This is a genomic window from Microcoleus pseudofavosus SVA1_A4, from assembly GCF_036700565.1.
GTDB lineage: Bacteria > Cyanobacteriota > Cyanobacteriia > Cyanobacteriales > Microcoleaceae > Microcoleus.
In genome coordinates this window covers 14,382-38,254 of sequence record NZ_JAUBPE010000076.1, presented here as the reverse complement: position 1 = coordinate 38,254, position 23,873 = coordinate 14,382, and the positions used below count along the sequence as shown (strand labels likewise).

General features: G+C 45.2%; 23 protein-coding genes. 11 read left to right on the top strand and 12 right to left on the bottom strand.

Annotated elements, in window-relative coordinates:
• Window positions 1-908: 908 nt before the first annotated feature.
• Complete coding sequence (locus QUA02_RS26355; RefSeq protein ID WP_333032156.1) at window positions 909-1,574, bottom strand: glycoside hydrolase family 108 protein; 666 nt, start codon at window positions 1,572-1,574, stop codon at window positions 909-911.
• Window positions 1,575-1,673: 99 nt separating this feature from the next.
• Here QUA02_RS26355 and QUA02_RS26350 point away from each other — a divergent pair, with 99 nt between their 5' ends.
• The 3 genes from QUA02_RS26350 (at window position 1,674) to QUA02_RS26340 (ending at window position 5,382) form a co-directional block, all read left to right on the top strand.
• The gene (locus QUA02_RS26350; RefSeq protein ID WP_333032150.1) at window positions 1,674-3,863 is read left to right on the top strand and encodes a tetratricopeptide repeat protein; all 2,190 of its coding nucleotides are present in this window, start codon (window positions 1,674-1,676) and stop codon (window positions 3,861-3,863) included.
• 336 nt (window positions 3,864-4,199) lie between these two features.
• Window positions 4,200-4,796, top strand: a complete 597-nt coding sequence (locus QUA02_RS26345; RefSeq protein WP_333032149.1) for a MiaE family protein — start codon at window positions 4,200-4,202, stop codon at window positions 4,794-4,796.
• Between the two features lie 91 nt (window positions 4,797-4,887).
• Window positions 4,888-5,382 carry a GNAT family N-acetyltransferase gene (locus tag QUA02_RS26340; RefSeq protein WP_333032146.1) on the top strand — a complete coding sequence of 165 codons (495 nt, stop codon included), beginning with the start codon at window positions 4,888-4,890 and terminating at the stop codon, window positions 5,380-5,382.
• Between the two features lie 23 nt (window positions 5,383-5,405).
• On the opposite strand, the gene QUA02_RS26335 is transcribed toward QUA02_RS26340, so the two are convergent.
• The 3 genes from QUA02_RS26335 to QUA02_RS26325 all read right to left on the bottom strand — a co-directional run bounded on the left by QUA02_RS26335 (window position 5,406) and on the right by QUA02_RS26325 (window position 11,928).
• Window positions 5,406-9,251, bottom strand: coding sequence for a PAS domain S-box protein (locus tag QUA02_RS26335; protein WP_333032144.1), 3,846 nt, complete (start codon window positions 9,249-9,251; stop codon window positions 5,406-5,408).
• Window positions 9,252-9,364: 113 nt separating this feature from the next.
• The gene (locus tag QUA02_RS26330; protein ID WP_333032142.1) at window positions 9,365-10,756 is read right to left on the bottom strand and encodes a malic enzyme-like NAD(P)-binding protein; all 1,392 of its coding nucleotides are present in this window, start codon (window positions 10,754-10,756) and stop codon (window positions 9,365-9,367) included.
• A gap of 776 nt (window positions 10,757-11,532) precedes the next feature.
• A complete protein-coding gene (locus QUA02_RS26325) occupies window positions 11,533-11,928 on the bottom strand; it encodes a hypothetical protein (RefSeq protein ID WP_333032140.1) in 396 nt (131 codons plus the stop codon).
• A gap of 257 nt (window positions 11,929-12,185) precedes the next feature.
• Here QUA02_RS26325 and argS point away from each other — a divergent pair, with 257 nt between their 5' ends.
• The gene (gene argS / locus QUA02_RS26320) at window positions 12,186-13,964 is read left to right on the top strand and encodes an arginine--tRNA ligase (protein ID WP_333032138.1); all 1,779 of its coding nucleotides are present in this window, start codon (window positions 12,186-12,188) and stop codon (window positions 13,962-13,964) included.
• A 198-nt stretch (window positions 13,965-14,162) separates the two neighbouring features.
• On the opposite strand, the gene QUA02_RS26315 is transcribed toward argS, so the two are convergent.
• From QUA02_RS26315 to QUA02_RS26285, 7 genes are all read right to left on the bottom strand, one after another.
• Window positions 14,163-14,996, bottom strand: a complete 834-nt coding sequence (locus tag QUA02_RS26315) for a TrmH family RNA methyltransferase (RefSeq protein WP_333032136.1) — start codon at window positions 14,994-14,996, stop codon at window positions 14,163-14,165.
• A 105-nt stretch (window positions 14,997-15,101) separates the two neighbouring features.
• Window positions 15,102-15,332 carry a hypothetical protein gene (locus tag QUA02_RS26310; protein ID WP_333032134.1) on the bottom strand — a complete coding sequence of 77 codons (231 nt, stop codon included), beginning with the start codon at window positions 15,330-15,332 and terminating at the stop codon, window positions 15,102-15,104.
• 61 nt (window positions 15,333-15,393) lie between these two features.
• Window positions 15,394-16,236 carry an ATP-grasp domain-containing protein gene (locus QUA02_RS26305; protein ID WP_333032132.1) on the bottom strand — a complete coding sequence of 281 codons (843 nt, stop codon included), beginning with the start codon at window positions 16,234-16,236 and terminating at the stop codon, window positions 15,394-15,396.
• Window positions 16,237-16,424: 188 nt separating this feature from the next.
• On the bottom strand, window positions 16,425-16,856 hold the full coding sequence (locus tag QUA02_RS26300) for a DUF4279 domain-containing protein (protein ID WP_333032131.1): 432 nt from the start codon (window positions 16,854-16,856) through the stop codon (window positions 16,425-16,427).
• 22 nt (window positions 16,857-16,878) lie between these two features.
• Window positions 16,879-17,013 (bottom strand): polymorphic toxin type 33 domain-containing protein, encoded by a 135-nt coding sequence (locus tag QUA02_RS26295; protein ID WP_333032153.1) that lies wholly within the window; start codon window positions 17,011-17,013, stop codon window positions 16,879-16,881.
• Window positions 17,014-17,180: 167 nt separating this feature from the next.
• Window positions 17,181-17,870: an ImmA/IrrE family metallo-endopeptidase gene (locus tag QUA02_RS26290; RefSeq protein WP_333032128.1), complete on the bottom strand. Its 690-nt coding sequence runs from the start codon at window positions 17,868-17,870 to the stop codon at window positions 17,181-17,183.
• A 15-nt stretch (window positions 17,871-17,885) separates the two neighbouring features.
• Window positions 17,886-18,209 (bottom strand): helix-turn-helix domain-containing protein, encoded by a 324-nt coding sequence (locus QUA02_RS26285; protein WP_293262723.1) that lies wholly within the window; start codon window positions 18,207-18,209, stop codon window positions 17,886-17,888.
• A 251-nt stretch (window positions 18,210-18,460) separates the two neighbouring features.
• Here QUA02_RS26285 and QUA02_RS26280 point away from each other — a divergent pair, with 251 nt between their 5' ends.
• From QUA02_RS26280 to QUA02_RS26250, 7 genes are all read left to right on the top strand, one after another.
• On the top strand, window positions 18,461-18,727 hold the full coding sequence (locus tag QUA02_RS26280) for a hypothetical protein (RefSeq protein WP_332983383.1): 267 nt from the start codon (window positions 18,461-18,463) through the stop codon (window positions 18,725-18,727).
• Window positions 18,728-18,909: 182 nt separating this feature from the next.
• On the top strand, window positions 18,910-19,278 hold the full coding sequence (locus QUA02_RS26275; protein WP_333032125.1) for a hypothetical protein: 369 nt from the start codon (window positions 18,910-18,912) through the stop codon (window positions 19,276-19,278).
• Between the two features lie 55 nt (window positions 19,279-19,333).
• Entirely contained in the window at window positions 19,334-20,311 is a 978-nt protein-coding gene (locus QUA02_RS26270) for a coiled-coil domain-containing protein (RefSeq protein ID WP_333032123.1), read from the top strand.
• Between the two features lie 76 nt (window positions 20,312-20,387).
• Window positions 20,388-21,467 (top strand): hypothetical protein, encoded by a 1,080-nt coding sequence (locus QUA02_RS26265; RefSeq protein ID WP_333032122.1) that lies wholly within the window; start codon window positions 20,388-20,390, stop codon window positions 21,465-21,467.
• A 146-nt stretch (window positions 21,468-21,613) separates the two neighbouring features.
• The gene (locus tag QUA02_RS26260; protein WP_333032121.1) at window positions 21,614-22,339 is read left to right on the top strand and encodes a DUF433 domain-containing protein; all 726 of its coding nucleotides are present in this window, start codon (window positions 21,614-21,616) and stop codon (window positions 22,337-22,339) included.
• Window positions 22,336-22,773 carry a PIN-like domain-containing protein gene (locus QUA02_RS26255; protein ID WP_333032119.1) on the top strand — a complete coding sequence of 146 codons (438 nt, stop codon included), beginning with the start codon at window positions 22,336-22,338 and terminating at the stop codon, window positions 22,771-22,773. Before QUA02_RS26260 ends, QUA02_RS26255 begins: the two co-directional genes overlap by 4 nt.
• 195 nt (window positions 22,774-22,968) lie before the next feature.
• Window positions 22,969-23,250: a YiaA/YiaB family inner membrane protein gene (locus tag QUA02_RS26250; protein WP_333032118.1), complete on the top strand. Its 282-nt coding sequence runs from the start codon at window positions 22,969-22,971 to the stop codon at window positions 23,248-23,250.
• Between the two features lie 93 nt (window positions 23,251-23,343).
• Here the strand turns inward: QUA02_RS26250 and QUA02_RS26245 are convergent, their stop codons facing one another.
• The gene (locus QUA02_RS26245; protein ID WP_333032117.1) at window positions 23,344-23,814 is read right to left on the bottom strand and encodes a ferredoxin; all 471 of its coding nucleotides are present in this window, start codon (window positions 23,812-23,814) and stop codon (window positions 23,344-23,346) included.
• Window positions 23,815-23,873: the final 59 nt, after the last annotated feature.

Below are 23,873 nucleotides of genomic sequence, written 5' to 3'. Positions count from 1 at the left end.
CGCATAAAGTTGGTCAATAGCCTTCATAGCCTTGATTTCGCCTCTCGACAATTAATCCACCCTGCCTAGCCCCCCTTGCAAAGGGGGGGAACAAGAATACTGTTGCATTCTTTTTTAAAATTGGTATAACATTGAATCAACTTTAATCAAAACGGGAAAGTTTAGTATTCCTGGGAAAAAAGCATTGTTCAAAGGTTTTGGGCATCAGCAAAGTTGTGGTAATGGATGTCACAGAAACAGCTATAGCAGTTGACAGTTGACAGTTGACAGTTGACAGTTGACAGTTGACAGTTATGGTATCCGAATCCAACCGTTTATGAAGCACGGATTTTAGACTCTATCGCTCAGCTTATTTATGTCAATACCGATGTCGCGGTTGCTATATCGAACGCAAAAAAAAACACAGAAAAAATACTATCCACTCAATAAAAAACACTACAGCCTAAAAATGCAAGTGGTGATTAATCAAGAAAGTAAACAGATTATTTGCCTAAATTTTGGATTCTTGCCACGATTTCAGCTTGTTTAAAAAAAGCAATGTTCATTTCCCTCCCTCAACCGATAGTTTACAAGATAGTGGCTATCAAGGGATAAAAGACGATCGCTTTAATAGCTCGACTCCTAAAAATCAACCTAAAAATGGGAATCTTGCTCTTTGAGAAAAAGACTACAATCGAGCTTTATCCCAGGATCGAATAGTGATTGAAAATATTAATAGGAGTCTAAAAGTTTTCTGGCATTTTGTCAAATCGTTATCGAAATCGTCGCCGCCGTTATGGTCTCCGTTGTAATTTATTGTCAGCACTTTACAATTATGAGTTAGCTCTCAGGTCGAAAATTCAAAACCTTTAATTCTCACAGAGATTTTTTTGGCAAGAGGTCTACTGTTAACTGTTAATGGCTAACAGTTAATTTTTAATCTTGTTCACGTAGCCCCACAAACTGTAATCGCGACTCAGCCAACCCCGGAAAAATGCCATCTGACTCGGATCTTCTTGCACCCGTTTGTAGCGGTAAATAATCCGTTCGTTAATCATTTGCAGCGCCGTATTCTTGTTGTTAGCGACTTTCAGCGCTTCCTTGGTGCGCGCGTCAAAAACGCCGCTTTGCGGCAATCCCAAGGCTTGCTGGAGAAATGTAATAGAATTGTTAATACCGAAATTAACGGCGGTGTCAAACATGACGATCGCCAAAGCCGGCTGCATCGTCCCCGAAAGGCTCGAATCCCAGTAATATTTATAGATTTCTAGGAGCTCTGCTTCCGACATCTGCGTCACGTCGAGGGGCGGCAGCCCGCGACTGTAGCGGTAGGCGTTGTATTCCGTTTGCAAGACGCCCCGATAAGTTCTGCCGCCCTTATCTGCGGGGTGATTGCTGAATCCGCCCTCAAAATATAGCGTGAAATAAAGAGCTGTTTGAAATACTCGCTGCCGAAAGCTGGCTGTCTGCTGCTGTGCGAGAGTCTTTTGGGCAAAGGGCAAGGGGATTGCCAAGGTTAACAAGAGTATCCCCAGCAGGAGGTTTGGTTTCCACTTGATGTTATGTTGGCGCTGTGTCGCTTGCTTGTCGCTCATAAATTCTCTGTGACGATCGCCCGTAGTTCCGCTAAAACTGCTACTGTGCAAAATAATATAGATTCAACCTTTAACTTGATAGCACAGATAGGCCGCCAAATGAATTCCGATTTTCGCAACCAATCCGAAACACCCCAATTTGAAGATGCTGCATCGCTGACAGTCGTTGCAGAAACCTATTACTCCCAAGGCAATTTAGCAGCAGCCGACGCTGCTTGCCGCCGAGCTCTGGAATTGCAACCGGATTGGGCGGCGGCTTACGTGACAATGGGCAATGTGCAGCAAGCAAGCGGCCAAATTGAGGAAGCGATGCGGTTTTATTCCGAGGCGATCGCCCTGAATCCCGACTTTGCTGAGGCCTATGCTAATTTGGGCAGTATGCTCTACAAACAAGGGCATTTGGTGGAGGCGATTGTCAATTACGAAAAGGCGATCGAACTCAAACCAAATTTGGCTGCTGCTTACTGGAATTTGGCAGGGGCACTGAAGCAGCAGGGGCAGCCGGATGCAGCGGTAGCATACGAGCAAAAAGCTCTCGAACTCAATCCCCATCTGGCTCAGGTAGATTTTCACTTAAATTTAGGAGATAAATTAGCGCGGCAAGGGAAGTTAGATGAGGCGGTGGCTGCATGGCAGCGGGCGATCGCATTCAAACCCGATTTAGCCGAAGCATACTGTCAAATTGGCATAGTTTTGCGCCACCAAGGCAAATTTAAAGACGCAATACCCAACCTTCAAAAAGCCCTAGAAATTAAACCCGATTTTATTTCTGCCCACCAACATTTGTGCGGCATCCTCAGAGATACTAGCAATTTAGCTGCCGCGCGGCAAGCCGTGCACCAATACAGCCAAATGTGTGCCGAAACCGATCCAATTATGACCGCGATTTACTTCATCAGCACCTATCAAGTGTCGGGATTGAATCAAATTGCGGGCGATCGATTTTTAGAGCTAGAGTCCTACTTGCAGCAAAACTTAGAAACCGCTAGTTCGGTAGAAATTAAATCGCTTTATGCAAACTTCTTATTCAGCACGCCTTATTTGCGAGATGACTTGGCGGCCAACTCAAAACTTTACAGATTAATTTCCCAAAAGTATATCGACCAATGTATCAAACCTAATTTTTCTCAACCCGCAAATTACAGTTTCAAACCAAAAGCCCCATCCAGCAAGTTAAAAATCGGCTTTTTGTCCAATCACTTCAGCCGCCATTCTGTAGGTTGGTGCAGCGCTGACATCATTCGCGAATTGTCCGCCATCACACCCAATTTGTATTTCTACGCTTCCGAAAGAATTGTTTCTGACGATCGCACTCAGCAATTTGAAAGTTTGGGCAAACTGACTTTTCCGAAAACGTACCCGAACGGACTTGCCAATCCCGCAGAAATTATCGACCAAATTCAGCAAGATGAATTGGACGTTTTAGTCGATTTAGATTCTCTCAGCGTACCAGTTCACGCTGACATTCTCTACCAAAAACCCGCACCAGTTTGTGTTTCTTGGCTCGGATTTGATGCCCCTTACATATCGCCGGAAAATTACTTTCTTACAGACTGGCACTCGCACCCAGCAGACCGAGAAAAATATTATGACGAGCAGCTAATTAGGATGCCGGATTCCTTTGTAGCGGTGTCAGGTTTTCAGAGGTATGCTGTCGATCCGGTGGCATTGAGAAAGTCGAATCGGATCGGTTTGGATCAGATAGTTTACCTGTGCGTCGCTCCCGGCAGAAAATTTAATCGCGAGTTGGTAAAAGCACAAGTGGCGATTCTCAAACAAGTGCCTAACAGTATCTTAATTCACAAAGCTTTAGGCGATGCAGCCGTGTTTGAGGGCGCGTATCACCAAGCTTGCGAAGCTGAGGGAGTCGGCCGGCACCGAATTAAGTTTTTGCCGAGGTTTGCTACTGAGGAAGAGCACAGAATTGTCTATTTGCTGGCAGATGTTTTGTTAGATTCTTATCCTTACAACGGAGGTACTCACACTTTAGAGGCTTTGTGGTTTAATTTGCCGGTGGTGACTCGAACAGGAGAGCAATTTTTGTCGAGAATGGGTTATTCGTTTTTGCAGGCTTTGGGAATTGAAACTGGTGTGGCTTTGTCTTGGTCGGAATATGTGGATTTGGGTGTAAAATTGGGTAAAGATGGTGAATTGAGAAACGCAATTAAAGCACAGTTGGTGAAATCTAAAGATGCAGCCAATTTGTCGCCGCTGTGGAATCCGAAAAAGTTTGCTGGTGATATGTATGCGGTGTTTGAAAAACTTTGTAAAATCAATTTTGAAAAGTAGGGACACGGCAGTGCCGTTTCCTAGTCCCCGCGCCGGACACGGCATTGCCGTGTCCCTACAATTAATCGGGCGATGGTTACATTTTTCATCAAGGAAGATGGATTATTTTGGGGCGCAAGAAACGGCATTGCCGTGTCCTCGGTTGCCTATAGTTCCGATGCTCTTGTCAACGATATCATATCAAATCCGGTAGCATCGGAATTATGTAGTGCGAGCGTCTCGCTCGCGATCTAGGCCGCGAGCGAGACGCTCGCACGCTATATTATCCAAATATATTATTCCGATGCTCTTGTCAACGATATCATTCCTCATCTAAAATCTAAAATCTAAAATGGTATGACTTCAACACTGCCAACTATTAAGTTTTTGAAACAACCGACTTCGGAAGCTTGGGTGGAACAGGCGATCGCCAATTTGGATACAATCTTGTTAGACCATTCTCACTGCGAGCGGAAAGCGGCGGGAGTAGCGTTAAATTTAATGTTTCGCTACCCAGCACGGGAAAAATTGGTGAGGATGCTAACCGCAATTGCCCGCGAAGAATTAGAGCATTTCGAGCAAGTAAACCAGCGGTTAGAACAGCGCAGCATCGCTTTGGGCCCTTTGGCCGCACCTCCCTACGGTGCCGGTTTGTCGGGCCAAATTCGCAAGCAGGAACCGGAGAGACTTTTGGATTCTTTGCTGGTTTCTGGTTTGATAGAAGCGCGGAGTCACGAACGTTTGGGGCTGCTGGGCGATCGCTGTCCCGACGCCCAATTAGCTAAGTTTTACCGCAGTTTGATGGCTTCGGAAGCGCGCCATTACGGGGTATATTGGATTTTGGCAACAACTTATTTCGATCGCGCTCTTGTGATTGAGAGGCTGGAGGAATTATCATTGGTAGAGAGCGAGTTGCTGGCAACTCTTTATCCTGAACCGAGAATTCACAGTTAAAAGCTAGGTGCATTTAAAGACTGTAAAACACAAAAAATCAGTAATTTTACAGTTGCTAAAGTCAAAAAATAAATATACGTTGCAACAACCAATGAAAACCCAACATCGGGATTTTTTAATTCGTTCCTGGGAAACGCGCGATCGGGCTGATGCCTTTCATTTAATTCGGGATGTTTTAGTAGAATACGGTTTAATATGTGAGCCTTTCGGTGCCGATCGAGATGTCTATGATGTAGAATTATATTATCAGAAAAAGGGTGGAGAATTTTGGGTAGTTGAACGGCAAGGAGAAATAGTGGGTACAGCCGCTTACTATCCGATTGAGCGCGGGAATAATGCCGTGGAAATTCGCAAAATGTATATTTTGCCAGCAGCAAGGAGACAAGGTTTGGGGAAATTTTTACTGCAAGAATTGGAAAGTAAAATTATCGCTCGCGGCTTTGATGAAATCTGGATAGAAACTGCTAGCATTCTCAAAGAAGCTGTTAAAATGTACGAAAATAGCGGATATCTACCGACAACTGGTGTGGAGACGCAAAGGTGCGATCGGGTTTACGTAAAATCTCTCGGTATAAAAAAGCTGTAATCAATAAAAATTACACGCTAAGTTTAATTTCTTTTTTGCCGCAGCGGAATCTCGATCGCAAATTCCGAACCTTCTCCCAATACAGAATTGCAGGAAAGCTGGCCGCCGTGTTTTTCTACTACAATAGAGTGCGAAATTGCCAATCCTAAGCCAGTTCCTTTGCCAATGGGTTTAGTAGTAAAAAACGGGTCAAACAAGCGTTTTTTCACGTCTTCGCTCATCCCTGGGCCGCTGTCAGCTACCCGCATCGCAACGCAGTTATTGTCGGTTACTTCGGTGCGAATCCTAATTGCGAGATTTTTGGTCGTCGTATCGGATGTATTCATCTTCATTTCCAAGGCGTCGATCGCATTGCTCAACAAATTCATAAATACTTGATTTAACTGACCGGGATAACATTCAACTAAAGGCAAGTTCCCGTATTCTTTAATCACATTAATTGTCGGGTAATCGGGTTTATTTTTCAGGCGGTTTTGCAAAAGCAGCAGCGTGCTTTCAATGCCTTCGTGAATGTCCACTTGTTTCATTTCGGCTTCGTCAAGTCTTGAGAAAGTCCGCAGGCTCAAAACTATATCGCGGATGCGATCGGCTCCGACTTTCATAGATGCTAAAATTTTGGGTAAATCTTCAACAAGATAATCAATTTCAAAGTCTTCTCTTGCATCTACAATTCTGGCGCTAGGCTGCGGGTATTCCTTATGGTAAAGTTGCAGCATTTTTAGCAGTTTTTGAGTGTATTCGCTGGTGTAGCTGATATTGCCGTAGATAAAATTAACTGGGTTGTTAATTTCATGGGCGACACCTGCTACTAACTGTCCCAAACTAGACATTTTTTCACTTTGAATTAATTTAGTTTGGGTGCGTTGGAGTTCGTGCAAAGTTTGTTCTAGCTGTTGAGTTTGAGCTTGAGCTAATCGGGCCGCTGTGCGGGTTTGGGCGTACAGTTCGGCGTGGTTGATCGCGATCGCAATTTGAGCGATCACCGCTTGCATCAGTTCGACTTCGGAGTCGCTCCAATTTCGCACGGACATAGCCTGATAGCAGGTAATCCCTCCAATATCGCCGGAAGCTGTATGAATTGGCAGCGACAGCACTGAGTTAAAATTTGAAGCCTGGAAAAGTTCGCGCAATTCTACATATTCAAAAGTGCTGACATCATCAATTCGCAGAATTTGTCGCCGCAAAATCTGTCGCACTGCGAGACTAGATTTGTCGTCTACAGGATAAGTGCCAAGCATACTCGGCAAATCTGCATTCTTCGCTTCGCAAGTCACGTCCCAAACCGGAGGATTGCTGTTGGGGCGATACCAAATGAAGAGGCACCAATCTAGGTGCATCAAATTGCGAATTTCTTGAACGGCGGTTTCTAAAATTGTGTCTAAATCTAAAGAATTGCGGATTTGGTTGGCAATTTGATTGAGCAGTTGTTCTCGCTGAGCTTGCTGCCTGAGCGCTTGTTCCGATCGCACTAATGTTTCTTCTGCAAGTTTGCGATCGGTTAAATCTTGGATCGCTGCTTGGATAATTTTTTCATTTCCAACTTCGATGATTGTCAGCACGACTTCTGCTGGAAAATCAGTACCGTCTAAGCGCTGGTGAACCCAATCAAAACGGTGGTTTCCCCGCTCAAAGGCGAGATCCATCATTTCGTTAATAAAGCTCAAAGAATCTCTGCCGTTGGGTTGGAAAGGAGGCGAAAGTTTGCCGGGGTTTTGGCCGTACAACTGTTGCGGGGCGGTGCAGCCAAATAGTTTGAGGGTGGCTGTGTTGGCATCGGTGATGCCATTTTCACATAACATAAAAACGGGCAAACTGGTTAATTCGTAGAGCGATCGAAATTTGGCTTCCGACTGCTGCAATGCGGCTTCTGTTTGCTTGCGATCGGTAATGTCGGCAACCATTGCCAAAGCGCCGGCATAGCATCCCTGTTTGTCTGCCAAAGATTTAGTAGAAACTATCGCCCACAAGTCGCTGCCGTCTCGGCGACGGAACTTAAAATCGTGCTGTTCGCTAATTCCTTGACGGCGGCGGTCGAGACTGATTTGTGCGATCGCCATGCCTTCTGCATCCATGAAAGCAAATAGCGGCTGCCCGATCGTTTCCTCTGGGGTGCAGCCGAGCATATCGGCCATTTTTTGGTTGACAAAAGTAGTTTTACCCTCCGCATCTATCATCCAAATTCCTTCGTCTGCTGTCTCGACAATGCACCTGTATTTTTCCTCGCTTTCCTTGAGGGCTTCTTCTGCTAATTGGCGAGCGGTAATGTTTTGAGTCATTAGCAATCCGCCGGTGATTTCTTGCCGTTCGTTTCTGACTGGCAAAGTATAAGCGAGGTAGATGCGATCGCGATAAGTAAATTCTGTAACAACTGTTTCTCCTGCGAGTGCTGCTCGATAATTTGGCTCGACTGCACCGCAAAAATCAGGCTCGAATACTTCCCAGATTGTCTTGCCTTCCATCAATTCTTTGGAAAGCCCCACTGCTGCTAATTCCGTACCTTCTACCAGGGTGAAGCGCATTTCTCGATCGAATAACATCACCGCGCCGTTAGGAAAGTTGCTTGCCATAGTGCGGTAAAGCTGTTCGCTTTTTTGCAGTGCTGCTTCTGCAAGTTTTCGATCGGTAATGTCAACTACGACTGAACCGATGCCTAGGGCCTCGCCGTCAAAGTCGAGCAGGGGAAAATGAGAGAACGTAAGGTGTCGCCACTCCCCGGGATTTCCAGGGTGTTCGCCGCTGAGTTCGATATTGAGCACGGGTTCTTTTGTACTCAAAATTTGCTGGTACAAAGACTCTAAAATTGAAGCAACTTCGGGCGGCAGGATTTCCCGCACAGTCTTGCCGATGTGTTCGGCCGCGAGTCGGCCGTTCATTTCTGCGATCGCGTGATTGATTTGCACGTACCTGAGCCGATCGTCCAAAATGCAAAGTCCCGCCGGCGCCTCGGAAAAAAAAGCATCAAAGCGTGCTTGTCGCAGAGCTAGTTCTTTTTCGAGAGCTTTGCGATCGCTGATGTCCCTGATGCAGCCAACACTCCCAAAGACTTCGCCGCAAACGTCTTTCACAAGACAAACTGACAAGTGCGAGTAAAAGTCTTCCCCGGACTTGCGGCGCATTGCGATTTCTAGTTCGCACTCGCCTTTTTCTAAGAGCGGTTTTTCAACTAATTCTAATATTAATTCGCGCTCTCTCGGCGGGTAAAGCTGACTAATATGTTGACCGATAACTTCACTTTTGTCATAGCCGTACAGCCTTTGAGCGCCTTTATTCCAACTGCTAATCGAGCCGTTCGTATCTGTGCAAATTACGGCTTCGCGAATTTGGTCTAGAATCTGATTTTGCAGTTGCAGTTTCGAGTTTGCTTCTTCCAGTTCGGCGATTTTTTCTTGGAGTAGTTCCTGAGTTTTTGCCAGTTCATCCGTCTGATTTGCCAGCAATTTTTCTAGATGGGAATTGCAGTGCGGCGGCGCTGATTCCAGCGGCTCGCTGTTTTCATTCGGAGCATTAAATTTTTCGACCGCACTCAGCCAAATCGCGCACTCTCCCTCTGTTTCAATTGCCCGATCGCAAACTCGCACGGGTACGAGATGACCGTTTTTATGTTTGTATGCTGCTTCGCACGGGCCCGTGCAGCTATTTTTTGCTTGAATTTCTAGATATTTTTCTCTGCCAGCGCATTCTGTTTGCAGAATTTCCCAGTAGTTGATGTTGAGAGTTTCTGCAACTGTGCGGCCGATAATACTTGCAAAAGCTGGATTTATGTCTAGAAAAGTCCCGTCCGTCCGGCACAATGCCAGCCCGATCGGGCTGAGTTCTAACAATTGGCGGTTGCAGCGATCGGGCTTGGCTTTTCCTAACTGGCTTTGCATCTGACATAGCTGGGCTTGTGATATCTAATTATATCTTTTATATTGTTTATTGCTGTAATTTTTCTCACTCCGTAAGGAAGAAGGAATAACTTCCTTCTTCCTTATTGTTTCAATTAATCGCGGGCGATACCTTCGGATCGGGCGGCCAACTGCACTGCACCCGCGACAGCAATGGCAACTCTTTCGTCAAAAACAGACGGTATAATGTGCTCTTTGTCAAGCTGGGAAGGGCTGACTAAAGAGGCGATCGCGTAAGCTGCTTCCAAATACATACTGGTCGTAATCGTGGCAGCTTTGCAGTCCAAAGCACCTCGAAATATCCCCGGAAATGCCAAAACATTGTTAATTTGATTCGGATAGTCGCTGCGTCCAGTTGCTATAATCGCCGCATCTTCCATAATTAATTCTGGCTGAATTTCGGGAATGGGATTTGCCATTGCAAAAACAATGGGATTCTCGGCCATCGAACGCACCATCGATCGGGTGACTACCCCGGGGGCGCTGACTCCTAAAAATACATCGGCACCGGCGATCGCATCTTCCAAAGTACCGCTTGAAGGTACAGCAAATTCTAGTTTTTCTGGGTTCATATCCGTGCGGTCTTTGGAGAGGACGCCTTTGGAGTCGCACATGATGATGTTTTCGGCACCTGCTTTGCGCAGCAAGCGGGCGATCGCGACTCCGGCCGCACCGGCTCCGTTAATCACGATACACACTTCTGCGATTGTTTTTTTGACGATTTTCAAGGCATTAATTAATGCTGCCAAACTAACAATCGCCGTGCCGTGCTGGTCGTCGTGAAAAATCGGAATATCTAAGGTTTCCCGCAATCTTGCTTCGATTTCAAAGCAGCGGGGAGAAGAAATATCTTCGAGGTTGATGCCACCAAAAACCGGGGCGATATTCTGCACGGTGCGAATAATTTCCTCGGTATCTTGGGTGTTCAAACAGATAGGAAAGGCGTCAATACCGGCAAATTCTTTAAATAGCATGGCTTTGCCTTCCATGACTGGCAGTGCGGCGGCAGGGCCGAGGTTTCCCAGTCCCAAAACTGCGCTGCCGTCGGTAACAATGGCAACAGTGTTTTGTTTGATTGTGAGGTTGTAAACTTGTTGGGGGTCATTGGCGATCGCAGTGCAGATGCGGGCGACTCCAGGGGTGTATGCCATTGCCAAATCCGACTGGCGTTTGAGGGAAATTTTGCTAACTACGCTGATTTTTCCGCCGCGGTGCAAGTTGAAAGTGCGATCGTAGACATCGATCACTTTGATATCCGGCAGCGCTTTCACTGCTTGCACTATTTCTTCGTTGTGCTCGATGCTGTAAGCATCGACGGTGATATCGCGAACGGTAGTGGCGCGGGTTTGCTCGATCAAGTCAATTTGGCCGAAGTTGCCTCCGACAGATGCGATCGCGCTGGTGACCCTTGCCAGCATTCCCGGCTGGTTTGGCAGGGCAACGCGAATCGTTAAACTAAAGCTGGGGTTCGGTGTCAGTTGTACCATGATTGCTTGATTTCAGATTTGAGAATTTCAATCTTAGATTTTATCGCCAATGTTAGGCATAAAATTTAATAATTCAAATTTTCAACTGAAATTTTTAACAAATTCTATGAGCCTGCGATCCGATCGCTCTGCTATACAAGCGTGTCCCTGGGAAACTCATCTTTTTTTGAGTAGAGCTTTGCTGTCTCTCTTGCTGGGTAATCCGGCACAAACAACGTATTTCTTGTCATTCCCAAAGAAAGCCAAATAATCGCACTGCTCTATTTTTAAAAGTATTTCTGCTCATTGTGAACTTTACCTACCAAATTGCCGAACTCTATTTTCTCAAATATTTATTCTCATTGCGAGTGTGAGCGGATATTTCGCCGAACTCTATTTTTCAAAATATTTCTGCTTATCGTGAACCCTGCGGATATTTCGCAGAACTCTATTTTTCCACGATACTGTCTAAATTCTGCTGCTTTATTTGGAAGCGAGACGCCCAGGAGAGGTGGTGCGGCTTTTTAGCGGCCTTTCTTGGGGGGACAAAAGTAGATGCACGGCTGTTTGAGCCGGCCGGTAAAAATTAGATCCACTGACAAGTGGGCATTTATGTAAAATTTGCCTGGTTTAACACTTGCCAACGATTGCGAGTGCAACCTTGCAAACGATCGAATTACCTGCACGTTTTGCCGGAGAATTCCAGCGACTGTTACTAATAGGTAATTTACAAGAGTGCTAGCACAGGCACAGGTTCAGCCCAGCCGTGCACAGTTGCTGGTTGCTAACTGTCAATTTTACCGATCGGTCGCAGCATCAGCGCATATAATAGTAAAGAATTTGCAAGCGAGACAATCCGGGGGAACTTTTTCTAAGTTTTGCAGATCGACCGGTTGCTCTGCCTCGCTGCCGGGGGGAAGTATGCACAGGGCAACTTGTCCGACTCCTGCCATGAGTTCGGCAACTCGCTCTAAAATACTGTCCATTTTTTCAATGAGTTGCTCTGCTGCATCTAGACTCGGCGCGATGATGAAAAAGGTTTTGACTCCATCGGGACAAGGGGCGAAGCCGAGGGTACACTCTCGTAATAGCGCTTGGCTGGAGAGACTGAAACCGTCGTAGAAGCGAGCGATTACTGCTTGATAAAAGGCGACTGTCAAAGAACGATCGCCAAAAACAGGTTGGGATAACATAACTACTTCCTTTCGTAGGATTTTTGGGAGCATGGAAAAAATTTTAACATACCTTAATTTAAGCTATTTAACTAAATTGTCCAGCGATCTGCATCATCGATCAATGTGATAATTTTGGGTTTGTCAAGCGATCGCCATTGTGATACAATGTAGCCTCAGTTACCTGAGCCAGTGATTTCGATCACATTAACAGCAAAAGCTAAGTACAAATACATAAGTTAGTTGAAAAGACTAAGTATCAAATCAAAATATTAAAGATGAACTCGATCGTCCAACAGTTAAAAACAAGATTTGAAAAAGCATTCACCGCTGCATTCGGGGAAAGTTATGCAGGTACAGATCCGATGCTAGCCGCCGCCAGCAATCCCAACTTTGGGGACTTTCAGTGCAACGCGGCGATGAGTTTGGGGAAAAAGTTAGGAAAGCCCCCACGGGCGATCGCCTCGACAATTATCGAAAACCTAGATATTGCCGACATCTGCGAAACCCCAGAAATCGCCGGGCCGGGTTTTATCAATTTGAAGCTGAAACCCGCTTATTTGGAAGCGCAAATTAGCGCGTTAGCGAAGCCCTCGAAGAGGATCGCCGGCGACTCGCGTTTGGGGATTGAACGGGCGAAAACGCCTGAGACAATCGCGATCGACTTTTCGAGTCCGAATATAGCCAAAGAAATGCACGTCGGGCATTTGCGATCGACAATCATCGGAGATGCGATCGCCCGCACCCTCGAATTTCAAGGCCACGACGTACTCAGAATCAACCACATCGGCGACTGGGGCACGCAATTCGGGATGCTGATCGCATACTTGCGCGAAGTTCACCCCGAAGCCCTCACAACCGCTGACGCCCTAGATTTAGGCGATTTAGTCGCATTTTACCGCCAAGCAAAACAGCGTTTTGACACAGACGAAACCTTCAAAGAAACCGCCCGCCAAGAAGTAGTAAAACTGCAAGCAGGCGCCGAAGACACCCGTCGCGCCTGGAAATTGCTGTGCGATCAATCGCGCCGCGAATTCCAAGTAATATACGACTTGCTCGATATCAAATTAACCGAACGCGGCGAATCGTTTTACAATCCATTATTGCCCGCAGTAGTCGAAGATTTAACCAATCTAGGTTTGCTAGTAGAAAGTGACGGCGCGAAATGCGTTTTTGTAGACGGTTTCACCAACAAAGAAGGCGAACCCCTGCCGCTAATCGTCCAAAAAACCGACGGCGGCTACAACTACGCCACCACAGACTTAGCAGCCGTGCGCTACCGCATCCAAAAAGACAATGCAAAGCGCTTAATTTACGTCACAGATTCGGGACAAGCCAACCATTTTGCCCAAGTATTTGCAGTAGCAAGAAAAGCCGGTTGGATTCCCGAAGATGTCGAAATTGTCCACATTCCCTTCGGTTTGGTATTGGGAGAAGACGGCAAAAAACTCAAAACTCGTTCTGGGGAAACAGTGCGGTTGCAGGATTTGTTAGATGAGGCGATCGTCCGCACGCGCCAAGATTTAGAAGAGAGATTAAAAGCCGAGGAAAGACAGGAAACTGAGGAATTTATTGCTAACGTATCTCGAACAGTTGGTTTGAGTGCCGTTAAGTATGCCGATTTAAGTCAAAACCGCGCCAGCAACTATATTTTTAGTTACGACAAAATGCTAGCATTGCAAGGAAATACCGCTCCTTATATGCTGTATGCTTACGTGCGCGTGCAGGGAATTCGCCGCAAAGGTGAGATTAATTTTGATAACTTAGATGCTGGTGCGAAAGTAATTTTGCAATCAGATGCCGAGTTGGTATTGGCAAAGCATTTATTGCAGTTGAATGAAGTTGTGAATGCTGTAGGCGGCGATTTGTTGCCGAATCGAATTTGTCAGTATTTGTTTGAATTGAGTCAAAAGTTCAATCAATTTTTTGAGCAGTGTCCGGTGTTGAAAGCTGAGGAACCGTTGCGGACTTCGCGGTTAATTTTGTGCGACTTGACAGCGAGGACTCTGAAGTTGGGGTTAGGATTGTTAGGGATTAAGGTATTAGAAAGGATGTGATATCAGGTTTGTAGTAAGGACTGTAGGATTTACGCAATTGTCACAATTAGTAAGGTGCGTCAGAGCTCGAAACCCTAAATAATTGTTAGAGAAACTCACCTGACGCACCCTACAGCTCAATCTAATTTTAGATTGCCGATTTTAGATTCAAGATACTAATAAAATCTAAAATCTAAAATCTAAAATCTAAAATTACCATTACCGATTACAAAATTGCGAAGTTTGCGATCGATATACCTCGTACATCAGCAAACTTCCCGCTACTCCGAGATTCAAAGAATCGGCCGCACCTAGCATCGGAATCCGAACTAAATGCTGGCAGAAATCCCGCTGTTGCTGAGTCAAGCCTTGACGCTCTTCGCCGAGGAACAGCACAGTCGATCGGGGATAATTGAAGGAGTGAAAATCAGCAGCGCCGTCAGGCGAGGCACCGACGCCCTGACAGCCGTGGTGACGCATCCAGCGACTCAGCGCCCGGAAGTCCGTGCGGACGAACTTTTGGGCGAACAGCCCGCCCATCGAGGCCCGCACGGCGTCTGCATCAAACGGATCTGCACGCCCTCCGACGAAAATGAACCCAGCGCCGCCGACAGCTTCCGACGTGCGGATCAAAGTCCCCAAATTCCCAGGCGATCGCACGTTTTCCAACACTACCCAGCACAAGTCAGCTTGGGGGGATATCTCGTCCAATTTAAACCATTGCTGGCGGACGATCGCGCCCACACCAGAAGCGCGTTCGGTTTTGCAAACGCGCCGGAATTGTTCAGGTGTGACAGAAATAGTGGGAATTCCAGAACGGCGGGCGCTGCGAACCATTTTTCGGGCAAGTGGCGCGATGAGCAATTTTTCGCTGAACAGGATTGCTGAAATCTGGAAACGGCGATCGATTACCTGCACGAAATTGCGAACGCCTTCAGTGTAAAACAGGCTGTGAGTATCGCGGTAGGCGCGATCGAATTGAAGCCTTTCGATTCTTGCCAGGGTAGCCTCAACCTCTGGCCGATCGAGGCTGGAACTTTTAGTACCAGCCATCCTCCTTCTGCGGAGCCATGAGGCTCCCTACAAGCGAGATTTGAATTAACATATATTGCTACAGAAATATCTCTGTAGAACTCAACTTTAATTATTTATAACACGCTACGTCTGCCGATCGACAGATTCATCGAAATCAATTCCCTCCCACAGTTCAGAAAGCGGTAAAGTCTGCCCTGTCATTGCTTCGTGCCATCCTTGACGAAAACAGTCTTCGGCTGACTTCAGCGGTTCCTCAGCAAGAACGATGATGCGAACTCTGCGTCCAGCAAATTTTGCCGCTTGGGCTAGAATTTCTTCCCACGTTCCTTCTAGTTCTAACACTTCTGCTGTCATTGCTTTTACTTTTTTTGATAGTGCGATTTAGTAATTATAGCGCCTTCCTCAAATTGAGTATTTACGGCTTTTTGTTAACAATCAAACTTTCCAAAATATTTTTAAACATTGTTACGACAATTTGGCGATCGTTATCTCTGACAAATATATCGTAATTGGGACTTGAGTTAATTTCAATCAACCAATATGCTCCTTTTGTATCTAGCGCGATGTCAAACCCAGCATAATTAATCGCAATTTCCGCAAAAACAGGTTTAACAAAAGCTTCAATCTCCGACATGAGATTTGCGTTAATTATATGTTTGGCTGTTGCACCTTCCCAGTGCAGCGGGCTTAAATTGCCTGCAAATTCAGCCTGAGATTTGTCTTTTTCGTACAGCACAACTAGCTTTTCTTTGCAAAATACAGCTCTATATTCGTGTTCGATTTCAATATATTCTTGAGCTAGCGCCACATAGTCATAATCTTTGCTTTGGATGTCAAATATAATTTCTACTGCTTGTTTGATTTGATCTCTACTTTCACACAAAAAAACATTATTGCCACCAGAACCGCGATTTCTTTTGAGAATGACGGGAAGAGCAAAATTTTTATCTACTTCCAAAACCATTGATTCAATATCTGGGAAACTCAAATACTTTTTATACTTTTCCTCGCAGTGAGGCGAGACGAAACTGAGAGTTTTGGGAGTATTTATCTTACCGTTTAAGAGTTGATAAGTATATTCTTTGTCTTTCAAAATCTGTGCTATTGACGCGCTGGTAAATGGCATCATGTAGTTGACAAAAAAATAATCTTCGCCGCCGTGTTTGATTCTAATCAAGTTTTGGGAAGGATGCAGGATTTCGTAAGGGATCTTTAATTCTTGACAAGCTTCGAGAACGAGACTGATATTTGTCAGCATAATTTGAACAGTATAAATTTTTAGAACTTAAGCGCCCTGACCTCAGAAACCCGGTTTCTTTGTCTATTTCTCCTGAGTAAATGCAAAACTCGTAGAAACCGGGTTTCTAGCCCCCATGCGTAAGCCCTGATTTTTTTCATTCACACTTTACCACAGGAGGAAGCAATGAGCATAAAAGGGCGATCGCCTTACCTACTTACTGCTTTGTCAGATGCACTTTTTTCTGGCAAAACATAGAAATCAACATCGATTTCTGCATTCAGTTTAGCTGCCTGAGCGACAATATCTGGAGCGAAATGGATGGCTGGTACACTGCCTCTTCGATAATAAATGACACAAGCAATCTCCGCAGCATAACACTTGCACAACTCTAGCAAAGGAACCCACCCGGGCTGAAGCTGTTCTAAAACCGAATTAATGTGTTCTTCTAAGTCAGCAGATTTTTCAATTTGAGAATACACGCTCCAACCATTTTCCTTATGCCGTCTAGTACCCCTAGGATTAATTAAGTCCCCTTTCCTCCAAGTTTCAGTTGGATTGATGCTTACCTTTGCAGTCACTTCCTCTGGCTCGAATTCCATTCCAGTCAACATAAAGTAAGCGTAAATTTCTGACTCCATCAGCCCGCTCCTCTTTGATCAATTAAAAATTATTAATATTCAAATCTGTGAATTCACCTACCCCAATACCACCTTTAGGTTTAACATAAATATTCCCTTCTGTGTCTTTGTAGAGGTCTCTTTTTGAAGCATTGCGTTTACCTTTGAGTAGATGAATGTTTTCACCCCCTCTCTGAAGCCTCTCGATCTCATCAATAGTCAGCAGCTTGTCTTGTCTCAGTTTCGCTCTTCTTCACTATTCCCTAAATCTGTTTCCGTCATTCCTCAAACCCATAAAAATTTGAGATTCGAGAATCTCTCTCAAACCTCAAATTAAATCCTATTCTATCCGAACAACCGCTGCTGTCCGTTGGCCGCATCTTTCCCGGCATAAATCTCGCGCGTTCCCTTGGGAATGTAAATCCAATCGAATTCTTGCAAGCGGTTTGTTAAATTGGAAATGCTCACTCCCAATTCGTCTCTAAGTTTGTATAAATGCGACCATTTGGTTAAATCGCGTCCCTGTCTTTTTTCTTCCAAAATACACCGAGGCATCAACAAACAGCTTGCAAAATATTGCGCTTGCCATTCGATCGACGCAATTTTGGTATTAGCACTCGCACCCCGACAAACAAACGGTTCCTCGACATCAGACTCTGTTTTTTCTGCATTATCTAAGTTGAGTTGCAGTTGTTCCACAGCGCCGTCTGCTTCGTCTTGATTGATGTGCAGCACCCAGTGGCCGATTTCGTGGGCGATCGTCGATTCGATGAACCCCGGCGGTTTTTCGAGAATCTGTTCGTTGATTTCGATTAACCGCTGCTGCGGCAAAATCCTCGCGGCGATCGCACCTTCTTCATCCGGCTCAATGCAGTCCCAAACTACGCCTAAATCGAGAAAATCAGCAACCGTTGTCGCATCAATTGGCCATCTCGGAGCAAAATTTTGCGTTTTCTGCATCTGCATCAAGATGTCCGAAGCCAAACGCTCGATCGTTTCTTTGGGATAGAAGCAATACGGTTTAAAAATACTCACTATGAGGGGCCTCTCTTACGCTTCAAAAGATTGTTTGAGCCAATCTGGATTTTCTTGCATCCGGCGGAAAAGAGCCTGCATTTCCTTCGGATTCTGCTTCAGCAGCGCTTCGTACTGCTGCGGCAGTCTCCCCGCCAAGAAAATCAATTCCTCTTCGTTTATGTCTAGATTTCGCGCTAATGCTCGAATTACGTCCTCTTTTGGCGCGTAATCCGCTCGATCGTTCTCCAACTTCGACAAATAAGTAAAGTCCACACTTAGCATACCAGCTAGCTCACGTTGTGAGTAAGCTTTGTCCTTGCGAGCTTGACGGATCAGTCTTCCAAATGTTTGTTCCACGGTTTTTCGCCTCCCTCTAAGCATTCTAGCCTGTTTTGATGAAAAGTTCAACAAAATACTTGACTAGAAAATCAATACACGCTACCATGAGGTTAGTTGACGGTTTAGTCAACCAAACTACCCGCACTGGTAGGGTTTAGTGTACAAAATAGCCTAGCTAACACGCTGCATATAGCGCAGTCAACTGAGAGAGGAGTGAGAAGCGCTGTCAAAACGCTTGTACGCAGCAAATAAAAAGGAGCCGATCGCAAATGCTGAGAACCTGGACAGACACGCATTACAAGCTCGAAGACGATGACTGGCTATACATCGCCACCCACGAAGAACAAAGCTCGGCCTCCCTGGTTTGTCCTGGCTACGCGCGGGATGGCGAAGGCTTCAGCATCCACTTCACCCCAGCGCACTTAGAAACGTTAGAGCATTTGCTCGCCGCGCTGCGGATTATTAAAGCTCAACAAGAGGCGATGCTTGATTATACCTATCCAGAACCAAAAGCGACAAAACATCTCATTCGGTAATCGAAAATCGCAGGAAGTTCGGAAACCGAACCTGTAACGTATTTAACTGATTTAACGGATGGATTTTTAGGGAACAGGGAAGAGAGCCATGAGCGAAGTCGAAGGGTAAAAATCAGGAAGAGAGAAGGCTGTAAAGGCGCGATCGAATCGCGCCTTTACCATAAATTTTACAGCAGATTAAAATGAAAAAATCAACGAAAGTTAAAATCCAACCAAACCTGCAAGAAAACCGTTTGAGAGAGAATTTCGAGATGCTCGACCAAATTCGGGCCGACGCAGTTAACGACATCGAAAGTCTCACCGAAGACTTCCAGCACATGACTTTAGTTGCCGAATCTATCCGCCGGAATTACCGAGCTTTGTTAGCCCAAAATCAATTGCTAAAAGACACACTTTTAAGTATAGTTGATGAGTGCGACTGCTGGGCAGGAAATCGGTGCGATCGCTGCCAGCAGATTCTCAAAATTCTAGCCAGCGACAATCCCGAAGAAAAACCCGATGCAGCCAGAAAATACCGCGCTATTCTCAGCCAACTGCGGAACTTAGGATAACTGAAAACGTCTCAGTAAAAAAACTAAAAAAGTTACAATCAGGAGAAAAAGCATTATGACACTAGCAACTGCCAAAGATAGCAAAGCCCTAATTTTGCAAAACTTTCAGCAGATTTTAGCCGACCAGAAAAATATCGAATCCAAAGTAGAAACAAAAGAACAGTCAGCCGAAAAAGCCAAAAACAAACAACTCCTCGAAGTCGCGTCTACATACACAATTGACAGCATCGTCAAAGGCCTAGCCGACTTGCAATTAGATTTCGGCAGCGTCATCAGCGGACTTTCCGAAAAATTGAAGGCGGAATCTTCAAAATTAGACGAATTAAAACGCGCGATCGAAATTGAAGCCGAACAATTGCAAGAATTGCAGCAAATTAGAGTTGTAGCAGACGCCCTCCACATTTTAACTCAAGAGCACCGAGAAAAATTGACTGTGCTCGAACAAAACAGCGCTAACCAGCGCGAAATTCTCGAAAAAGACACGATCCAAAAACGCAAAATTTGGGAAGAAGAACAGCAAAAATTTGATGCAGCAGTTCAAGAAAAAACTGCACTCACCACCAAAGAGCGTCAGGAAGAAACAGCCGATTACCAATACGAATTACAGCGCGATCGCAAAATTGAAACCGACGAATACGAAGAAACGAAACGCAAACTAGAACGGGAATTGCAGCAATCTACTCGCGAAAAAGACAAAAACTGGACACAGCGCGAAAAAGTCCTCACCGACAATCAAGCGGAGTTTGAAGAGAATCAAAGAAAAGCCGCCGGATTTGAAGAAGAACTCAAACAGGCTTTTGTTAAAGCCAAAGAAGAAGCAATTCAAGAAGTTTCCCGCGAAGCTAAAGTCAAGGCAGATTTAGTGGATAAAGAATGGGAAGGAAGCAAGCAGGGATATGAATTGAAAGTGCAATCTTTACAGCAGACAATTGGGCGGCAAACCGAACAAATCGCCGAAATTACCGCGCAACTGCAAGCCACGATGAAGCAAGCGCAAGATTTGGCCATGAAAGCTTTTGCCAGCAAAGCTTAAAACCCATTAGGCTGCGCCATTCGCCCAGAGCGAAAAAATGACAGAAAGTTTCCCAAGTATTAACAAATGAAAAGTCATGAACAAAAAAGTTAGCGACAAAAGCACCAAGGCTGAAATCTTAGAAGCGTACAAGGAAGCAGCGCAAGAAAAAGCGCAGTTAGAATCGCAAATCAAACAGCTAAACGCTTCCCCAAAGCAAACAGCAGTCCAAGAAAAACCTATTGTGGAGGCACAAAAAACAATGGCTTTAACTCAAAACCCACAAAAAATGCAGTCCACAATCGACAATTTGATTTTGCTGCAATTTGGCTTTGGTGGGGCTGTCAGCGAGTTGTCTGAGAAATTAACTTCTGAAGCTGCTAAAGTCGAAGAATTGCGGCGCACTGTAAGCGAGGAAATTCAACAACTGCAAGAGTTGCACAGTTTAGAAGATATTGCAGAAGATACGCTGGACAGTTTAATTCAACAGTACGAAGAAAGCGCTAAAACTTTTGCTGGCGAACTCAGCGAACAGCGCGAAACTGTTGAACGGGAATTGTTGGAACGCCGGCAAGCTTGGGAAAAAGAGCAGGAACTCCAAAAGTTGGCAGTTAAAGAACGCAATGAAAATCAGCAAAAAGCTCGCCAGCGGGATGAAGAATTGTATGATTACGATTTGAATCTTCAGCGAAATCTGGACATCGAAGAATACGAACAGCGCCAGCAAACCCTGTACAAAGAAATTGAAGAATTTAAGCAGGAACAGGAGAAACTGTGGGCGGAACGCGAAAAATCTATTTCTGAACGAGAAAAACTTTATGCTGAGGTGAAAGGTAAGGTAGAAGCTTTCCCGAAGGAACTGGAAGCTAATATCAAGAATGGCAAAGATAGTGGTCGCAATATCGGCAATTATCAAGCTAAAATTAAGTCAGATTTGTTTGCTAAAGACCTTGAAGGACAAAAGCAAAATTACGAGCTGCAAATTCAAGGAATGTTGCAGACAATTCAAAATCAAGAGTCTCGCATTGCTAGTTTGTCGAAACAACTTGATTCTGCGTTAAAACAGGTGCAAGATTTGGCGGTGAAAGCAATTGAAGGTGCGTCGAATTTGAATTCGTTCCAAGCTGTGAAGGAAATTGCGATCGAACAAGCGAAGACTCAGCAGAAAAGTAAGTAATCCGTAGCGCTTTTAGGAGCTAATTAGGTTGCTTTAGATACCCGATTTCTTGAAGAAGTCGGGTATCTGGGTATTGAATGGAGAGATTTTTGCCATCGCCCGCTTCTTGTGCAAAAATATAAGTATTTAGGATTAGGACAACTGCTATGCTTGATACTAACAACTTCGATCCGCGCGACATTCCTATATATTCTATCCCTCAAGCAGCGCAATATCTCAGGCTGCCGAAGGATAGGTTGCGATCTTGGGTTGGTGGCTGGTCCTCGAAAACAAAAGCGGACAAGCGCTTCTTTGAGCCACTGATTAAGTTACCTAACCCCAAAAATTTTGAACTGCTTCCCCAGTCCAAAACTACACTACTTTCTTTCATAAATTTGGTAGAGGCTCATGTCTTGATTGCCATTTTTAAGGCTACTGGCTTCTCCCGAAAACAACTTAGCACTGCACTCGAGTACATCAAGCGTCATCTTTCGACTCCTCAATTATATGCTGGAAAGGAGTTTGAACGCAAGGGAATAAATCTTTTATTTGAGAGATTCGGACAGAAGCTTGCAGCATCCGACAGGGAACAGGAAGCAAGACAGATTCTAAAAACTTATTTCGATCGCATTGTACGAGATGAAGCTGGATTACCCCTCAAACTCTACCCTTTCACGAAGCTACCAGGTTCCGACGAACCTAAAACAGTGATGATTGACCCCAGAATCTCCTTTGGCCGCCCAGTTTTAGCTGGAACTGGCATTCCCACAGCTATACTGGCGGAACGTTACAAAGCTGGGGATTCCATCGATGAACTTGCCGAAGATTACAATTGCAATCGGCTCCAAATTGAGGAAGGTATTCGCTGCGAACTTCCGCTAGTAGCAGCATGAATGAGATATTTTTCATAGACAGATGTTTAGGAAAGAAACTGGCAGATCCACTACGAAATAAGGGGGCTACCGTAGAAATTCACGACGATCATTTTAAGCAAGATATCGAGGATAAGGATTGGCTGAGGATAGTTGGAGAGCGCAATTGGGTGGTATTAACAAAGGACAAGAAAATCGCTAGCCGTACTTTGGAGTTAGAAGCCGTGGCTGAAGGCAATGTACGGCTTTTTGCATTTGTGGACGGCGATGTTTCTGGAGTTGTAGTGGCACAAGCTTTTGTAAATGCCTTAGAAAATATGCGAGGATTTATGCGAGGGAATCCAGCTCCTTTCATCGCTAAGGTGCACCAGTCGGGTATGGTAAAGTCCTGCAAGAAGCGAAAAGAACTTTTGAAAATGCTCCCTAAAACCACATCCCAAATCAATCTCCCTTAGTCCAGTTTCCAAACTGTCTACTCCCCCCATTCTTTCGAGAGCATCAAACCCTATCTATAGCGTTCTAATTTTTAGTCAAAAGCCCGATCGCACTGTTCACTTATCGAAACTGTCCCTTGCTCTCCTGACCGCTTCACTCACGCTATCTATTCTTTAAGTTAATCAACCAAAAGATATACTTGATTTAGAGGCACTATGCAGAAACAAATCATACGTCAAAAAGATACTAATGCTTGGATACTTCAGTGCTGGGTTTCTTTTATTGTTGCCATTTCCGCAACTACTGTAGGTATCATTTATTTACAGGTAGACCCCTGGCAAAAAGCTTTTATGGGTATGGGTTTAACTTTTTCTGTCGGCTCGTCTTTTACCTTAGCAAAAACCATTCGGGATAACAACGAGGCAACAACATTAACTGCCAGAATCGACGAAGCTAGAGTTGAGAAAATTCTCGCTGAGCACCATCCTCTCAAATAAATTAATTATACAATGTATACAAAAAACAGCCCGCGCGGGCTGTTTTTGTTGTTTGAGCCAAAGGTTTCAAGCTGCGGGTGGGAATTGGGGATTTCAATGGCTATCTTTGAACTTACGATCGCCCAATTTAGCTTTTTTCCGCTGGCGACCACGGGCCCGAATCGTCGCATACTCCAGGGGAAAACCAACGACAGGAATCACCTGATCCTTGCGTTCCTCTTCCAGATTCTTGAGTTCGGTGTAATCAACCCAGTGAATGCAATTCACCGGACAAGTGTCGATCGCCTCAGCAATCAACTCTTCAGAATCCCCGTCTTGTCGAACTACGCGCGATCGACCGTAATCCGGTTCAATATAAAAAGTATTGCGAGCAACGTGAGCGCAGTGCTTGCAGCCAATGCAGGTAATCTCATCAACATAGACACCTTTTTGGCGCAACACGCCGCCCAATTCCGGTTCCAAACCAGAGCGATCGGGCGCATCCCGCAAAAAACCTCCCAACTCCGGCTCTAAACCAGAGCGATCGCTTGCTGTATCTATTCCGAGTCCAGAAAGCTCAGACATTTAGACCCCCACAATAGTAAATAAGTCCGCGGAGGCGGACTTTGATGAGACAAGATTGC

Bases quoted from the DNA above. Each gene is read 5' to 3' on its own strand.
- QUA02_RS26310 (WP_333032134.1), bottom strand. From the start codon at position 15,332: ATGACAGCAGAAGTGTTAGAACTAGAAGGAACGTGGGAAGAAATTCTA.
- QUA02_RS26335 (WP_333032144.1), bottom strand. From the start codon at position 9,251: ATGCAAAGCCAGTTAGGAAAAGCCAAGCCCGATCGCTGCAACCGCCAA.
- QUA02_RS26305 (WP_333032132.1), bottom strand. From the start codon at position 16,236: ATGCTGACAAATATCAGTCTCGTTCTCGAAGCTTGTCAAGAATTAAAG.
- QUA02_RS26325 (WP_333032140.1), bottom strand. From the start codon at position 11,928: ATGTTATCCCAACCTGTTTTTGGCGATCGTTCTTTGACAGTCGCCTTT.
- QUA02_RS26275 (WP_333032125.1), top strand. From the start codon at position 18,910: ATGAAAAAATCAACGAAAGTTAAAATCCAACCAAACCTGCAAGAAAAC.
- QUA02_RS26265 (WP_333032122.1), top strand. From the start codon at position 20,388: ATGAACAAAAAAGTTAGCGACAAAAGCACCAAGGCTGAAATCTTAGAA.
- QUA02_RS26255 (WP_333032119.1), top strand. From the start codon at position 22,336: ATGAATGAGATATTTTTCATAGACAGATGTTTAGGAAAGAAACTGGCA.
- argS (WP_333032138.1), top strand. From the start codon at position 12,186: ATGAACTCGATCGTCCAACAGTTAAAAACAAGATTTGAAAAAGCATTC.
- QUA02_RS26340 (WP_333032146.1), top strand. From the start codon at position 4,888: ATGAAAACCCAACATCGGGATTTTTTAATTCGTTCCTGGGAAACGCGC.
- QUA02_RS26330 (WP_333032142.1), bottom strand. From the start codon at position 10,756: ATGGTACAACTGACACCGAACCCCAGCTTTAGTTTAACGATTCGCGTT.
- QUA02_RS26355 (WP_333032156.1), bottom strand. From the start codon at position 1,574: ATGAGCGACAAGCAAGCGACACAGCGCCAACATAACATCAAGTGGAAA.
- QUA02_RS26245 (WP_333032117.1), bottom strand. From the start codon at position 23,814: ATGTCTGAGCTTTCTGGACTCGGAATAGATACAGCAAGCGATCGCTCT.
- QUA02_RS26350 (WP_333032150.1), top strand. From the start codon at position 1,674: ATGAATTCCGATTTTCGCAACCAATCCGAAACACCCCAATTTGAAGAT.
- QUA02_RS26315 (WP_333032136.1), bottom strand. From the start codon at position 14,996: ATGGCTGGTACTAAAAGTTCCAGCCTCGATCGGCCAGAGGTTGAGGCT.
- QUA02_RS26300 (WP_333032131.1), bottom strand. From the start codon at position 16,856: ATGGAGTCAGAAATTTACGCTTACTTTATGTTGACTGGAATGGAATTC.
- QUA02_RS26270 (WP_333032123.1), top strand. From the start codon at position 19,334: ATGACACTAGCAACTGCCAAAGATAGCAAAGCCCTAATTTTGCAAAAC.
- QUA02_RS26250 (WP_333032118.1), top strand. From the start codon at position 22,969: ATGCAGAAACAAATCATACGTCAAAAAGATACTAATGCTTGGATACTT.
- QUA02_RS26345 (WP_333032149.1), top strand. From the start codon at position 4,200: ATGACTTCAACACTGCCAACTATTAAGTTTTTGAAACAACCGACTTCG.
- QUA02_RS26260 (WP_333032121.1), top strand. From the start codon at position 21,614: ATGCTTGATACTAACAACTTCGATCCGCGCGACATTCCTATATATTCT.
- QUA02_RS26280 (WP_332983383.1), top strand. From the start codon at position 18,461: ATGCTGAGAACCTGGACAGACACGCATTACAAGCTCGAAGACGATGAC.